At 64.1% G+C, this 15,539-nt stretch carries 11 protein-coding genes; 4 read left to right on the plus strand and 7 right to left on the minus strand.

Annotated elements, in window-relative coordinates; all coding sequences use genetic code 11:
- Positions 1-15 precede the first annotated feature (15 nt).
- The 3 genes from BM004_RS08155 to BM004_RS08170 all read right to left on the minus strand — a co-directional run bounded on the left by BM004_RS08155 (position 16) and on the right by BM004_RS08170 (position 3,946).
- Positions 16-2,076: a ParB/RepB/Spo0J family partition protein gene (locus tag BM004_RS08155; RefSeq protein ID WP_093212464.1), complete on the minus strand. Its 2,061-nt coding sequence runs from the start codon at positions 2,074-2,076 to the stop codon at positions 16-18.
- A 91-nt stretch (positions 2,077-2,167) separates the two neighbouring features.
- Positions 2,168-2,995, minus strand: a complete 828-nt coding sequence (locus BM004_RS08160) for a DUF932 domain-containing protein (RefSeq protein WP_093212466.1) — start codon at positions 2,993-2,995, stop codon at positions 2,168-2,170.
- Between the two features lie 561 nt (positions 2,996-3,556).
- Positions 3,557-3,946, minus strand: coding sequence for an ATPase (locus BM004_RS08170; RefSeq protein ID WP_093212468.1), 390 nt, complete (start codon positions 3,944-3,946; stop codon positions 3,557-3,559).
- A gap of 387 nt (positions 3,947-4,333) precedes the next feature.
- Here BM004_RS08170 and BM004_RS08175 point away from each other — a divergent pair, with 387 nt between their 5' ends.
- Positions 4,334-5,635, plus strand: a complete 1,302-nt coding sequence (locus BM004_RS08175; protein ID WP_143072414.1) for a hypothetical protein — start codon at positions 4,334-4,336, stop codon at positions 5,633-5,635.
- A gap of 48 nt (positions 5,636-5,683) precedes the next feature.
- Here the strand turns inward: BM004_RS08175 and BM004_RS08180 are convergent, their stop codons facing one another.
- From BM004_RS08180 to BM004_RS08190, 3 genes are all read right to left on the minus strand, one after another.
- The gene (locus BM004_RS08180) at positions 5,684-6,502 is read right to left on the minus strand and encodes a TIGR02391 family protein (protein WP_093212472.1); all 819 of its coding nucleotides are present in this window, start codon (positions 6,500-6,502) and stop codon (positions 5,684-5,686) included.
- Positions 6,502-7,437 carry a hypothetical protein gene (locus BM004_RS08185; RefSeq protein ID WP_093212474.1) on the minus strand — a complete coding sequence of 312 codons (936 nt, stop codon included), beginning with the start codon at positions 7,435-7,437 and terminating at the stop codon, positions 6,502-6,504. Before BM004_RS08185 ends, BM004_RS08180 begins: the two co-directional genes overlap by 1 nt.
- Positions 7,438-7,539: 102 nt before the next feature.
- Positions 7,540-8,910 carry a hypothetical protein gene (locus tag BM004_RS08190; protein WP_093212476.1) on the minus strand — a complete coding sequence of 457 codons (1,371 nt, stop codon included), beginning with the start codon at positions 8,908-8,910 and terminating at the stop codon, positions 7,540-7,542.
- Between the two features lie 505 nt (positions 8,911-9,415).
- Between BM004_RS08190 and BM004_RS08195 the strand changes: the two genes are divergently transcribed.
- The 3 genes from BM004_RS08195 (at position 9,416) to BM004_RS08205 (ending at position 13,843) form a co-directional block, all read left to right on the plus strand.
- Positions 9,416-9,931: a hypothetical protein gene (locus BM004_RS08195; RefSeq protein ID WP_093212478.1), complete on the plus strand. Its 516-nt coding sequence runs from the start codon at positions 9,416-9,418 to the stop codon at positions 9,929-9,931.
- 61 nt (positions 9,932-9,992) lie between these two features.
- Positions 9,993-13,097, plus strand: coding sequence for an HsdM family class I SAM-dependent methyltransferase (locus BM004_RS08200; RefSeq protein WP_093212480.1), 3,105 nt, complete (start codon positions 9,993-9,995; stop codon positions 13,095-13,097).
- On the plus strand, positions 13,094-13,843 hold the full coding sequence (locus BM004_RS08205) for a Fis family transcriptional regulator (RefSeq protein ID WP_093212482.1): 750 nt from the start codon (positions 13,094-13,096) through the stop codon (positions 13,841-13,843). Before BM004_RS08200 ends, BM004_RS08205 begins: the two co-directional genes overlap by 4 nt.
- Before the next feature lie 5 nt (positions 13,844-13,848).
- Here BM004_RS08205 and BM004_RS08210 read toward each other — a convergent pair whose 3' ends face one another.
- Complete coding sequence (locus tag BM004_RS08210; RefSeq protein WP_177206421.1) at positions 13,849-15,210, minus strand: sterile alpha motif-like domain-containing protein; 1,362 nt, start codon at positions 15,208-15,210, stop codon at positions 13,849-13,851.
- Between the last annotated feature and the right edge of the window lie 329 nt (positions 15,211-15,539).

Raw genomic sequence — 15,539 nt, forward strand, 5'->3', positions numbered from 1 at the left:
CCGGGGCATGCCGTGTCAGACGGCCTCGGCCAATGCCTGCGCCTCTTCGGCACTCTCTTCATCGGCCACATCCGCAGGCTCTTGTGCTTCGTCCTGCGTTGCAGCGGCTTCCGTCACGGCCTCTGACGCACGGAACATCGCAGGCAGCCAGCCGCTGCCTGCGGCCAGGCGCTCGGCCTCGGCGGCGATCTGCGCCTTCTTGAGCTTGGCGAGCCGGTGCACTTCGCCAGGGGCGAACACCTGCACCGCTTCCAGCGCCTTGGCCTTGGACACGTGCTCGAAGTAGCCCGCAGCGGTCGGCGTCCACCACTGGCCCATGTCCAGACCCACTGCTTGCGCCAGCAGCGCGGCGGGCCGGTCGCCTTCGCGCGACGTGATCGCGCTGACGGTGAAACCCACGCACACCGCCAGCAGAGACAGCAGTTCGGATTGCGGCATCGCCAGCAACTCGGCGAACAGCGCCTCCGAGTCCTCGGGCAGGCGCTGGCCCCAGGCCTCCCGCACCTTGCGCATGCCCACGGCGGCCGGAGCCTCGGCCACGTCCGGCGCGTGCTGCTCCAGCCGGTCCTGCGGGTCGGCACTGATGTTCAGCGGCGAGCCGTGGTAACCGTCCAGCACGATGCGCTGCGCGAGCCGGTGCACCACGGCCACCAGCGCGACGTGCGGATGGCGTGCCACCTCGGCCTGCAAGGCGGCGGTGCGGTGCGCCGACAGGCGGCGTGCCAGCTTCTCGGAGATCGTCAGCGCGGGCGGCTCGTCTTCGCGCCGCTCCTGCGCGTCCACATCGCGTGCGTCGTCCTCGGCCTGCGGGGCCTCCGCGCCGCGCTGCTGCGCGCGCAATGCCTTGGCCTCGTCCTCACGCAGCAGGCCGCGATGCACCACCACCGCACCTTCGGAATCGAGCGACACTACGGCCCCGGCCATCGGCACCACGCCCACGGGATAGACCAGCAGCTTGCGCTCGATGGCGTCCAGGTCGTTGCCGATCACATCCATCGCGTCCTGCAGGGCCTGCGCCTCGTCGTCGCTGATGGCCTCGTTATCGTCGTCCAGCCGCTCCTGCAGCTTGGCCTGCTCGGCTTCGAGCTTGGCGATGCGCTTGGCCTCGGCCTTGCCCGGTTCGCGGCGCGCCGCTCGCACGCGCTGGAAGCGGTGCAGGTCGGCGTAGGTGGCGCGCGGGGCCACGTCCACCCAGCCCCAGCCCTCGGCGCGCACCTCGTCGGCCACCGCCGCGAGCTTGTCGCGGGCCAGCGTGTCCAGCAGCGCAGCATCGGCAAGGAAAACCCCGCTGTGCTCGTCGGCGAACAGGTCGCGGCGCACGCCGCCGCCTGCCTGCGCGTAGGCATCCAGCCCGACGAAGCGCGCCACCGGGTCACCGCCCGCATCGATTTCCTCGCGGGTCAGGTGATCGCGCAGCGCATGGGGGCTGCGCTGCCACTGCGGCGAGTCGTAGAACGCGGCTTCCTGCGCCGCGTGATCGTCGGTGATGGAGAGCGCCATCAACTGCTCAAGCGTCACCGCATCGGCCCGATAGTCCGCCAGCAACCGGCGCGAGACGTTGGCGAGCTTGAGGCGGCGCTGCACCACCAGCGGGGTAACGCCGAAGTCGGCCGCGATGTCTTCGATGGGACGGCCTTCCTTGACCAGCGCGGCGAACGCCTCGAACTGGTCGGCCGGGTGCATCTGCTCGCGCAGCAGGTTCTCGGCAAGGCTGACGGTGCGGGCCGACGCGTCAGCCACCAGCAGGCACGGTACTTCGTGATCGGCAGCGATGCGCTTCCTCTTCGCCAACAGCTTCAAGGCGGTCAAGCGGCGGTCGCCGGCCACCACTTCGTAGTGCTCGCCGTCAGGCGCGACGATGACGATGAGGTTTTGCAGCAGGCCCAGGCGGGAAATGCTCGCGGCCAGTTCCGGGATGGATAGGCGCGGGGTCGTGCGCGCGTTGCGCTTGGAGCGGCGCGGCAGCAGCCGCGAGAGCGGGACCAAGATCAGGTTCCGGGTCGGGTCGGCCACTTCGAGCGCGACGGCGACGGCGCCAGCGATGGCAGTGGTTTCGTGAAGGGTAGCGGTATTCATGATGAAACTCCTATCAAGTGAGGAAACGGACAAGCCAACGGGAGGAAGAAACGGAAGGGCCGTGTTGGCATGAAACCCCTCCGCGTGGGGTTCAGGCCTTGAGGCGCTGCATGCCATCGGCAAGCAGCCACAGCGCGCGGTTCAGGCGCACGTTCTGGTCGATGCCCCGCACGGGCCGGGTGTGTTGGCGGCGGCCGTTGGCCGTGCGCGCAGGCAGGCCGCCCTGGGTCAGGTTCTCCTGCGTGCGGTTGAACACGCTCCACAGGTCGGGGCGATCGTCATCGAAGCGGCGCGGGGCCAGCACCTGCGCCTCAGTAATCGGCGCGGGCTTGTCGGGGTCGTCGTACTTGAGAGCCAGCGCGGCACGCGCAAAGACTTCGGCCTCGCCGCCGTCCAGCGTGATGGCCCGCATGGCATCGCGCGATGCCTGCGCCTGCCCGAAGCCTTCCAGCACCTCGTAAGCGCCCTCGATCACGTGGTCCGCCACGTCGCCCTTGTGCGGCACGCGCACGTCCGCCACGGTGTCGCCGCACACGAGGCCGTTCATGCAGACGAAGCGGAGCATCCCGGCCAGCATCTGGTAGCTGCTGGTGCCGTCGTGCGAGTTCAGCAGAATGATTTCGTTGGCCTCGCGGCCGTTGATCTGGCTGGCGTGGCGCAGCCGCAGCATGTGCTTGGTGAAGTCGCGCCGCCCCTCCTGGCGCACGCGGGACTGGCACACCATGAAGGGCTGGAAGCCTTCGCCGCGCAGCTTGTGCAGCACCGTGGCGGTGGGGATGTAGCTGTAGCGGTGCGAGCGGCTGCCGTGCGGAGCCTGCGCGAAGATGGACGGGGCCACCGTCCTGATCTGGTCATCCGACAAGGGATGTTCCGAACGCAGCACCGGCGAACGCGGTGCGAAACGGGATGCGAGTTGCATGTCTTTCTCCAATGAAGTTGGCTGTTGAAAAGCCTCACCGGATTCCTAGATTCAGAGCCCTCTTCGGGCTTCCGGTGGGTCGGCGCGAAGTCCCAGGTCGGCCTCGTTGCCACCGTCTTTCCTGAGTTCATCGCCCGCGACGAAAGGGAGCCCGCGGCCGAGTGCCGTCAAGGAAACAAGCGCCGGGTGTGGGGCGGCCCGCAGCGCAGCGAGGACACGGCCCGGCGCGCCTTGACGGCACTCGGCCGCGGGCTACAGTCGCGGACAAGGTGATGGGCTCAGGAAAGACGGCGACTGCGGCAACGGCCGCTCTCGGCGCCGGCACCACGCAAGCGAAGCGCGCAGCGCCGCTAGGCGCGAAGGCCGATCAGGCGCAGCCTGGTCGGCGGTCTTGCAGGGGCGCCAAGCCCAGCGCGGCGGGGATGGGCCGCATGGCCGATCCCCTGGAGGCAAGCGCAGCGCGCAGGCCCGCCAGCGCCGAAGCCTTCGACACAGACGCAGCAAAGAAAAAGCGCCGCGTCCGCAGCAAGCGGACGCGGCGCGTGACGCCTCAGTGCGCAATCAGCTCGCCGCCGGCGGCACCATTGCCTGCAGTTGCTCGATGACGCCCGGCTCGACGAAGACGCAAGGCTGATTCGCCTCGATCGGCACGTTGAACAGCTGCGTGAACACGGGGCGCTTGATGTGCACCAACCGGCCGGTGCGATAGGCCTGCTCGGGCTTCAGGCGGCCACCGGGCGAACCGCTGCGCTGCGGATCGCATTCGACTAACGCAATGAAGCCGTCATCGGCCAGCTTCTGGTGGTCGGCGCACAGGCCCCAGCCTGTCGTCGTGTGACGCTCCATGCTCGCGCGCAGGCGCTTGTCCAGCAGGATGGCGCCGGTGTCGAAAGCCACGCCACAGACCAGGCAGACGTGTTGCTCCATCGAAACATGCGATTTGTCGTTCATGACGATCTCCGGTTACTCGGGCGGAATTGCCCGAAACCGTCGCCAGCACGGCGCAGCGCAAGCGGTCAGGGGTCGCAGACGGCCATGGGCCGCAAGCGCCATCGGCGCGCAGCCCTTGACGGCGAGAACGCCGTGATACGGTGAAGGGAACAGCAAGACCGCTCACCGCCCTCCAACGAAGACAAGGACTGGCAAGCGCAGCGCGCAGGCCCTCAAGGGCCGGAGGCGTCAGGGATCAAAGCCGGATGGCCGTGATTCGGCACGAAGCACGGGGCGCAGTCCGCGAGCCCGACGGCGGTACGCCGGGACGCATAATTTGGAATCGGCACGGTTGCCATACCGTCCTCTGCCAATGCAAGGCCGCGCCGAATTTGACACTGAGAAGTGATGAACGAACACACCGCAAAGATATTCTGGTCCTGGCAAAGCGACTATTCACCCAAGACCTGCCGTCATTTCATCCGCGGTGCTTTGGTCGAAGCAATCACCCAGGTTGCCAACGAGATCGGTATCGATGATGCGGATCGGCCTGAGATTGACCACGACACCAAGGGTGAACGTGGCATGGCCGACATCGCCGCCACGATCCTCAACAAGATTGCGGATGCGGCAGTGTTCGTCGCCGACCTCACCCCCATCGCACAGTCTCCAGACGGAAAGTGGCTCCCGAACCCCAACGTGATGATCGAACTCGGATGGGCAATGCATCGGCCCGGGTGGGAGCGTGTCATTGGAATCCTGAACATGGCCGGTGGCGCGAAGGTGGAGGATCTTCCCTTCGATATTCGTCAACGGCGTGTCATCACGTTCGTGCTGAGCGAAACCGCCGACAAGCAAACCCACGCGGCGGTGCGATCAAAGCTCGTCAAGGAACTCAAGGAAGCGCTGCGGACCAATCTTGAGGAGCGAGCCGATGATCTCGCGGTCACAGCCAAGATTGCTGGCGCTGATCCGAAAGCAGACAACTACTCCATCTGGGCTTCGGCCGGCGACACGCTCACGCACAACGACGCCTTTGGAGGAGCAAGACGCGAGACGGTCGCGATGCCCGATGTGCCACGCGCCTTCATGCGGATCATCCCTGCCGGTTGGAAGAATGGCGCACCGTCGGTTTCGGACATCGCCAAGTTGAACCAATCCGAGAGCGTCGATGCGCCGGGCGACAGCGGAAGCAGCGGCAACTACGGGGCGACGGAAGAGGGATACGTTCGTTATTGGGTCACTGGCCAGCGTGAGCCGGGCGAGGCGTCGTCCACCAACATGACCATGTTCTTCACGGATACCGGTGAGTTCTGGATGTTGCATGGTAGTGTGATCGCCCCGCGCCAAGGTCAACTCTTGCTCAGGGACCACCCGATGCTCGGGCAGTGGTCACAGTTGCTGCGCAAGGCGATGGCGGTGATGGACCGTTTCCAGGCGCTAAAGACGCGCCGGGTCGAGGCGGGACTCTTCGGCGTCAAGGATCTTCAGTGGTTCTCTGAATGGCAAAGCCATCGGACGCCGTCCAGGCGAAACGACACCCGCGAAGTCAGGCAGAGCCAAGACTGGAGTCCGGAAGCGCAGCTGACTTTTCTCACCGACGCCTACAACCGCGTCAGGGATCTGTTCGCGCTGGAGCGAAGCACGGAGGCCGAGGTGACCCGGATATTGATGCATTTCGATCCGGAGCGATTTCGCGCAAGAGACTAGACAGGCAGCGCGGCGACGAGGCCGCCGTCAAAACGAGACCGTCCAAGCCTATGGCGAAGCTACCGCCGCTCTCTGCGTGCCATCCAGTTTGCGATGAATCAATGAGACCAGCGTCAGGATGTCGAGTGCATCCTGTTCAGACATGGGCCAATTCGTCTTGGGCGCATGCGCCAACGGATTGCGAACAGCACCAAACAGTCCGATCAACAGATTTGCGAAGCCCCTCTGTTCGCTCTTCTCGGAGTCGGTGGTCAGCGGCCCTAGGACCAGGATGGGCTGCTGGCCCGCGAACACCTTGTTCACCAGGTCGGCGCCGTCTCCTGTCAAACCCGACAGCGTGCGGATCCGCTCCGCCACACCTTTGGTCGCCTCGAAGACCGCGTGGAAGTAGTTTTCGTCCAGCAACTCGGCGCGGCAGTAGTTCAAGACCTCCACATGGACGACGCGGCTCTCCAACGCAGCCTTGAGACGGCCCGCGCGAGCGCGGGCCGCGTCCAGCGTCGTCGCCTTGTCGGCATACCCCACCCTGCCGTCATCGCGCACACAGAACCCAGAGAACGCGAGCACCACGTTGAGTTCATCGCGTCGCCAGGCAAACGTCCTGGGCTCGCGCGCGTAGTTCACCGGATCCATCGCGCGGTTGATGAACATGATGAGGTGGTTGCCGATCTGATGCTTGTTCTGCGCCTCGGCGAGCGCGTTGAACAGCCGCTTCCACTTCGTCATGCCGGGCGACGGATCGGCCACCTCGATCTCTTGCAGCAGGCGCTCGATCTGCGTGCCGCTCAGGCCGCGCTCGGTGTCGGCGAGAACGCGGCAGGCGGCCTCGAGGTGCTGCGAACTGAAAGGAGCGATCCGCGCGGCCATTACCGAAGGGCGACATCGAACGGCGCATGCACCGAACGAAACGCGGTGAGGAGGCGGTCGCGGGCATCATCCAGTTCATCGGCGACACCCTGAGTGAGCATGTACGTGGGGCAATCAGGCTGGCCGCATTGGCAGTGCCGAATCCCGCCCTCCCGAAGGCGAGCAACGAAGATGCGACGCAACTCGTCCACTTGGCGAAGAACCTGAGTCAGCACCTTGCGCACGCGCTGGTCCCTGATGTGATGAATCGAAGGAATGCGCCTGATTTCGGTGCCTTCGCGTGTTCGCCACACGCCGGTGTTGAGCGCCCCGATGGTGTCCTCGATGGCTTGCTGGAAAGCCGGGAGCGAACTTTCCTGGTGGAATGGCGTGCGGAAGGCCGGCCGGTCGAACACGGCGGCCATCAGCCCCAGCGCATCGGCGTCGGACAAGTCCGGAAAGTCGTCGACGAACTTGCGGATCTCCACTTCGGCGTCGGGGAACTCGACGCCTCGCACGAAGCGGTGCAACAGGTACTCGGCACGAAGCCGAAGGTTTTCCTCGAACTCAACGCCCGACCATATCGTCACGTGCTTCACGCCGAGCACGGCCGCTGCTTCTCCGATCCGTGTTCTGCTCGCGTCGGAGACAGCACCGCGGCAGACGAACTTGAATGCATCGGGCTTGCCACCGACAGCCGCGGCAGCCTTCTCCATGTCGGTGCGGGCTTTCGCCAGCGTCAGCGTTCCACGGTTGGCGCACTGGATGATCGTCCTGCGTGCGGGCCGATCGTCAGAGTCCTCGATGCCGGAGATGTCCCTCCCCTGATCGCCGCCCGACTGGCCATGCCAGATCAGGTCATGCCAGCCAGCACGAACGTGGTACGCAAGGACAAGGCGTTCGAACTGGACGCCACTGTAGTCCTCGAAGTGAATTGGATGGACGGTGCTGGCCATGAGAAGGGATTATGCGGGCCTGATTTCGTCCAGCAGTTCGGGGCGGCGTCCAGCATGTTGAGCAGCTTGACCAGCGCCAGAGTCGCTGGCCGCCGGTGCCTGCTATTCCTGCCAGTGCGGTCCGGCCCGGTTGTCCGCAGCGGCAGGCAACACCAGGAAGATGTCGCCCAGTGGCCTGGGACGACTCTTGTTGATTGCACACCACTGCGTGGTCTCGTCAAAAGCCCAGCACTCGTCGGGCGGGCTCTCCGGGACGAAATAGTGGCAGTAGACGTAGTCCAACTGCTTGCCTGCCGGATTGAACTGGCGCGCGGTTGCCATGATCTTCTCGTAGCGAAGCCGCTCCACACGGTCCCCTTCGACTGCTTCGAAGCCGATGTGCACGATGCTCGGCCGTCCATCGGGCAGTTGCGCTGTGGCTTCGGACAACTTCTTGCGAATGTCGCGCGCCTTGGCACCGATGGCGGCCTCGGCCAGACTCTCCCAATGCAGCACCACCGCCAAGTCGCAGGCGTCCACGTAGCGGGGGTTGTCGCCCGGCTTGGTTCTCAGCATCGTTCGATAGTTGGCATGGCGCAGATAGCGCCCCGTCAGGAGTTCCAGGATTCGCATGCTGCTGCCCAGCACGAGGTCCGTCGCCAGCACCTGCTGCAGAGGGCGCAGGTCCAGCCGCAAGATCTCGCCCGAACCGATGTCATCGTCCCACGCCATGGGCGACTGGCCGGAGGCGAGCCAGCGATGTACCTTGGCGGATAGGTAGTCGGTAGGGACGGCAGCAAGCTCGACGCGGAAGCTCACGCGGCACAGCGTGTTCCTCTCGATGTTGGCAAGATGCCCGCCGCATCCGTCCCACAGCCGGCCGAGCTGCAGGCGTTCCCGCTCGCCGTACTCGCCAACCTCCATGCGCTTGCACTCAACCGCCCAGGTTTGGCCGTTCAGGATGACATCCATGTCATGCGTCTGAGCCTTGCCAGGCTGTTCCTCGACGAAGGCGACTTGAGCACCCGCGCGCCGATAGCACGCCGCGACCAAGAGCTCAAACAGGCTTCCATTGGGTTGTGCACGGTCCTCGGCGACCATGCGGCGAACCCGCGACTCAATACCCCCAACCTGCAGCAGAAGGTCAAGGTCACGTCCGATGGCCTCGAGCACGGGGACGACGCGTGAGCCAAAGACGTAGTCATAGTTGCCGATGTGGTCCAGCAAGGCGTCGGCGAGGAACAGGTACCAGCCGAAGCTGTCGCGTTTGTCGAAGAAGCGCCCATCGCTCGATTCGTCCTTGCGGCCCATCGCGGAGAGGTAGAGACGGCGGGCTGCGCGCTCGCGCCGCTGTTTCCATTCCTCGGGAGGAATGAAGCTTTTGAACCAGTCCACGGCGCGGCGCAGCACGGGGTTGTCGGGCCAGAAATCCGGACGGGTTGCCGGCGGATCGAAGAAATCGGGCGGGAACTCCAGATCATCGGGCGTGTTCATGGTTCTTGGATTCTGGTGGGCATGTGATAGCGACAGCTACACCTCTTTGCGCTCTACACAAACGTGCAGTGTAGGCATCGACTTCCGTGGCAGCCTTCTGTCAGGACAAGCCACGGAATGCCACGGGGTTCGCGCCGGACGCGAAAGCGCGAATGTCCGGCACGCGCTGACACAGCCATCGGCTTCGTGAAGCCACCGCGGTCGGGACGCTTGTCGATCACTTGCGCCGGTTCAGCAGGCATCAGTGCATCGACGCGGTTGACTTCAGCGGTCACCCCATGGCCGTGGCGCAGTTGCGCGCCTTCCTGGGGTTGATCGCTGTGACTCGAAAGCCCGCGGTCTGCAAGGCGCAGGCCCAGGCAAACCGGTAGCTGCCATCAAGCCTGTTCGGGCCTTGTCAAGCGCCCCGATCGAGGCAGCTGCGAAATCGGGTACGTTACCCGACCTAGGGGGCAGATCGGGTACAATACCCGATCTAGAAACCCCTCGTCGAAAGGAGCGGATCGTGCGCCTCGTGCCGACCCCGGTAGCGTCCCAGCTTACCGGTCTTTCGACGGAAAAACTGCGCGAATGGACCAGTCGCCGAGCGCTGGTGCCCGCTGACGTGCGACCCCAGCAGAAGGGCTCGCCTGCGCAGTTCAGTTGGCAGACCATTCTGGTCCTTCGCGTGGCGGTACTTCTGCGGGACCGTTTTGGCGTCGAGCTTCAGTTCCACAAAGAGAACTTTGCGAAGCTGCGCGAGGAGTTGCGCTCGGCGTCCTTCATCGCGCTGTGGGGGCGGCGCCTTGCGCTGACTTCGCAGGGCGAGTTGTCACTCCTTGACGATCAGGCCCCTCTGCCGGCGGGCGATGCCATTCTCATTGGCCTCGACCCGCATTTGTCGGTGATCCGGGACGGATTCGCTTTGCCCGACGCTGCGGCTGCTGCCGGACAGCTTGACATGTTTTCGCTTCCTTCCGTGCATGCCGTGACGCGTCCGTTGAAGGCTGCGAACGGCCGTGAGCGGAGGCGCTCGGCATGAATGACCATCGTGTCGGACGCGGGTTGTTCCTGTCCGAAGTTGCCTCCTTGGAGGTTTAGCCATGGCCAGTGCGTCCGTGCAGCAATGGCTCGACAGGCTCGGTTATTCAGCCGATCCTGCGTCGTTGCACGTGCGCGGAACTGCGGTCCCGGCCGCGCACCCGTATGCTATGGAGATCACCGGTCTCTTGAAGCCGAACGGGGCGATTCGGGCGCAGGCGGTGTTCGATGTCGAAGGCGTGCCGACTGTGGTCTTCGTGGGCGAAGACGGACCCCTGATGTCGTCGGCGCTCGACGACGTGCGCAAGCGCATCTGGAACCAGAACCTTGCAACAGTCGTGATCGAGCTGAGGGGTTCAGAGGCGGTCGCCTTGCCAGCGCGAAAGCTTCAGGCCGAACAACGGCTGCAGTTGGACGACGCGAGACCTGACGGGCCGTTCTCCGCGCTCGATATCGCAACGGCCAACCTGTCGCGCAGGCTACCGAAATGGTTCGATGTCAAGGCGCGGGTCGATCGCAAGCTGCTGGCCAATCTGTCGACCACAGTGAGCAAGCTGACCGACGACGGGCTGCGTGGCAACGCATCCATCGTTCCGCGCAGGCGTTTGGCCGAACTGCTCATGGGACAGGTGCTGTTTATCTCGTACCTGGAGCATCGAGAGATCGTCGGAGCGACCTATCGCGAACGTCGCGGCGTGACCCCACTGCACGAACTCGTCGCGCGCATGGATCGGGAGGGCGTTCGGGCTCTGGTTGATCGGTTGCGGGGCGACTTCAACGGTGACTTCCTAGGGGACGATCGGCACGATCCCTGGACGGCGCTCGCGGACTCGGGTTTCGAGTTGCTGAACCAGTTTCTAAGTCGAACCGACATGGAAACCGGGCAAGGGGATTTCTGGAACTACGACTTCAGCTACATCCCGGTAGAGCTGCTGTCGGGGTTGTACGAAAAGTTCCTCACACCCGAGCAGCAGGCCAAAGAAGGCGCGTACTACACGCCCCGCAACCTGGCCATGCTCGCGGTCGAACAGGCGCTCATGGCATCTCCGGATCCCTTGGCGGAGACGATCTTTGACGGGGCCTGTGGGTCCGGCATCCTGCTCACCACCGCTTACCGTCGCCTCATTGCGCTGTCGGAGGCAAATAGGGGGCAACGACTCGGGTTCGCTGAGCGCGGCGATCTGCTGGTGCGGAGCATTTTCGGCGCCGATATCAATTTCATGGCCTGCCGCGTCACGGCCTTCAGCCTGTACCTGTCGCTGCTGGAGGGACTTGATCCGGCGGACATTCTGGAGGCCCAGGAGCGTGACGGCACCAAGCTGCCGTCCTTGAGGGACACCAACCTGGCCCATGGCAAGGTGCAGGGGGATTTCTTCCGCAACTCGCACGCTTTCCATGGCCGCCGCTTCTCTCTGATCATCTCCAACCCGCCATGGGCGGAACCTGAAGGTGAGACTCGCACGTCGGCGGATGACTGGGCGGAGCGTGCACGTGTGCCCTTCGCTCGGCGGCAGATTGCAGGGGCGTATGCGTTGCGCGCGCTGGAGTTCCTGTCGGAGGGTGGTCGGGCTTGCATCATCCTGCCGATCGGCCAATTCCTCGGCGCTTCCGCTTCGAATGCCAATTTCGTGGCGCACACCTTGCGCAGCTACCGGCCGCTGCGGTTGATCAACTTCGGTGATCTGCAGGGCTTGCTGTTCCCGACGGCGGAAAACACCTGCCACGTCTTTCTCGGTGAACGCCGCAGTGGTGATCGCAGTCTCGTTCCCTTCGACGAGACCTTCGAGTATCTGGTCCCCAAGGCTGACCTGAGCCTCGCCCTGGGCAGGCTGACGATGCAGTCCGCCGACCGCCATACGCTGCAGACCCGCGCGGTGGCCGAAGATCCGCAGTTGCTGGTCACGATGATGTGGGGCGATGCGAACGATCTGGCCATCTGGACCCGGCTGACCTTGCGTGGCACCTTCGCCGATTTCTGGCACGGGCCGAAAGAGTTTCGCCGCTGGACATACCGCAAGGGCATCCATCTGCATGACAAGAGCCGTGAGGCCGTTGATGCCGGCGTGCTCCGCAAGAAACCGCACGTGCCAATCGCCGCTTTGCGAGTAGGTTCGCCGGTCCTGCACCCGGACCTGCTGGCCAAATGGCCTGCGCACCAGGACACCGTGGTGGGCCTCGGTGCGGACATCTTGAAGGTCTTCGATGGACCGCGGGTATTGTTCCCAGATGGTTTCTCGAAAGACGAGCAGAACGTGCGCGCCGTCTACTACGACGGCCCCGCCTCGTTCACGCACAGCATTGGAGTGATTGCAGGCCCGAAGGCCGACTCGGACTTGCTGCAGTTCGTCGCGGTCTATTTGCGCTCAACCCTGGCCCGCTACTTTCTGATGATGCGCGGCTGGAAGATGCTTTGCGAGCGCAACGGCGTGCATCTGAGCGATGTGGAGACCTTCCCCTTCTTCGCACCGGACGATGCGCCTGATCCTGACGCGGCACGAGCCGCGTTGCAGTCGGTCCAGGCCCGCATCACCGAACTCACCTCGCTTGCCGAGTTGGAACAGTTGCCGCGTTATGGCACGTTGCGCGGTGAACTCGACGAAGCGATCTTTGCCTACTTCGGCCTCACGAGCGAAGAGCAGATGCTGGTGCGAGAGACCGTGGACATCCTGATGCCTTCGGTGCGGCCGCGAAGTTTCAAAAGCCTGGATACCCCCGCGCAGCACCGCGTCGAGGCTGGCGATTTCGACATCTACGCCGGTGCACTCGCAGAGGCACTGACGGCATGGCGAACGAAGACGCAAGGCCAAGGACGGTTCCGGGTTGATGTCGTCGCCACTGATCCCCGGCGCGCCGGCCCCTGCGGCATTGTGCGCGTGTCCTATGTTCAGCAACCAACCGGCAAGCCAGAGGTCAGCACCAAGATCAACGATGAGGTGGTGCTTGTGAGCCTGGCGGAACTCCGACGCCTTGGGCTGCATGCCATCCCGTCGGGGAACTTTCTGACCCTGGTGCCAGACGTGCATCTGTGGATCGACGAAGCCCTGTACCTAGTGCGTCCCCTCGCCAGGCGCAATTGGACCCGAAGACAAGCCCACCGGGATGCTGAGCATATTGTGCGCAGTGTGCAGGCGCAGCCGTATGGCCAGAAGAGAGCGGAGACGGCATGACGCCAGCGAGCGCCCCGACGGAGACTCCTGCAACGAACTGGCTGGCCGCTTTCCCGATCCAGGCGGCCACGGAAGCCGTAGAGGCCTTGCGACAGGGATGGATGGAGTTGGCGCAGCGACCGCGGGCCGAATTCAATCCAAAGACGAAGGAAGATGCACTGACCAAGCGCCTGAAGGTCTACGTGGAGAACCATGTGGCCCGACAGCATGGTCTCCTTGGCATGTGGGCTGCGGAGGACATCATCGGGGAAGTGGATCCCGTCACCGGAGCGATGATCGAGGAACGCCGAACCGATATCGTGTACGGCTGGAACGATGCGGCCCGAAGCATGAAGCTCGTCTTCGAGTTCAAGCGCCTGGGTCGTCAGAAGAAGCATCGCGACCACTATCTGCTGGACCAGGGACTCGGACGTTTCGTCACCGGCATTTACAGCCGCCGGCAGGCGGTTGCCGCAATGGTGGGGGTCTTGCTCGATCCGGAGCTCGAGGTTGTGCCTCCGATCAGAACGGCGCTGGAGCAGACAACCCTGGCGACTGCGTTGCGCCTGCGCAAGACGGCTGCCGGTCTCGCATATGCACAACCTTCCGCACTTTTTGCTCATGCGGACTTCGACACCGAGCACGAGCGGGATGCCGCGCTTGCGCCCTTGCACGGCACGATCCGCGTTTCGCATTTCTTCTTCAGCTTTGGCTACCCGACCACGACCTTGAAGCAGAAAAAGTCGGCGCCCGCCGCCAAAGCCTAGCTACTCTATTTGGCGCCGTTGAACTCGCGCCAAGCGTCTTTGAACGTGGGCATCACGTCGGGCGTGCGCGCAACTGCCTCCAAATAGCGCAGCACGGCCTCTCGGGACGACGCGGCCGCCGGAAACGCCTTGTCGCGACGAATGTCGCGCGCAAGGTCACCGATGGGGTCATTGCGCTGCGACTGCTGCCCAAGCCACCGGTGAAATGGACTGCGCGATTCCTCATAGGCAGCCTGATGGGCCAAGGCTGCGGGTGCGACGACGTTCACGGGGTTGGCGGGACGGCGCACACCGCCTTTGCTCCGAGCCGGCCGACGCTGCCAGCGCTGAAGATCGGTGAAGTACCGTTCGTATGATTTGGTCGCATGCTCGCGGTCAAAGTGATCGGCCTCCACAGGCCTGTCGCACGAAGCACAGAAATACACCCCCGGCTCGTCTTCGATCTCGTCACCATGCAGGTAATGGCGGCGGGGGTCTCGGTCGAACTCCTGGACGCGGTCAAAGAAGTCCGGCCCGACCCTCACCTGCAGGGATCCATGACGAGCCTTCACCTGCTCAAGAACGTCGTCGTCGACGTTCACCTCGCTGAAGTCAAACTCCCACCCGTACACAAGCCCGTCCTCCGATGCGAGCTGCTGCAACGGCGCATCGGTCAACTCCTCAGCAGCTCCAATGTCCACATCAAGGAGATCTGCCAGCGCCTCGGCGAGCGTCAAGATATCCGGCCGGTCCCAGTTGGTATCGAGTTCGGCATCGTTGATGCGACAACCCGCCGCCCAAAAGGCGCGCCCCTGCCTCACCAGCCACAAGATTGCGCGTACATCCACGTGGTGCCCCCAGTAGGGACGCTCGGGGTCCTGTTCCATCGCGATGTGACCCGACATCTCGATCTCGTGGGGGTCTCCGTTAGACGGTACGTCATCGAATTCCAGACCTTCGATGGGCATGTAGATTTCCCGGATGCCATCGGAGTTCGTGGTTGCCGTTTGGCCGGACACGATGCCGTCGTTGGCCACGGTCAGGTTCACTTCCTCCTGCAATGAACTGCGGAACGCTTCCAAGGACATGTGCACGGGCGTTCCCACCCAGGTCTTGGAGATTGCGTCGCGAACCATGACGCAAAGTTCTTCGCCCCCAACAACCAGGCTCAATTCATGTGCTCGATCGAGCAACGCAGCCACGTCGAGCACGACATGCGTTTCTCGGTCAGGCAAGAAGCCAGCATCGGGGGACGCCTGCAGCGCCGCCAAGGAGTTGTAGCCCAGCGCCGCGGCAAAGCACTGCTGGGCGTGCCCGTGCTTGATCCGACTATCAGCTTTGGGATGGTGGGTGATCGCGAATGCGACCGATGAAATGTCGATAGCCATGAAAGCTCCATATTGGGCACAGGACGTTCGAGCGATTACCCGTCCTGCGCCATGCGAGCTCGCATGGGTTGGACAAATCATTCCAGAATCGGGACTGCTGCCTGGGCAGCGTGTCTGTTTTGAGCCGCTCGAAGCTCCGGCGGACGCCTTGCACATAAGTCTATCGTGAAATTGCGGGCAATTATTCTTGGTGAGTGCGCAACACGCTCAAAGCCTTTGGGCGTTGTAGGCCGGTACGAACCCCATGAGACCGATGGCCCGCCCGGGGCGCCTCGCGACTGACAATGCGAACTGTCGCCAGGCAGCACGACAGTTCCGGCCGGCCTGCC

The sequence above is a fragment of the Variovorax sp. OK212 genome, from assembly GCF_900112425.1.
Lineage (GTDB): Bacteria > Pseudomonadota > Gammaproteobacteria > Burkholderiales > Burkholderiaceae_C > Variovorax.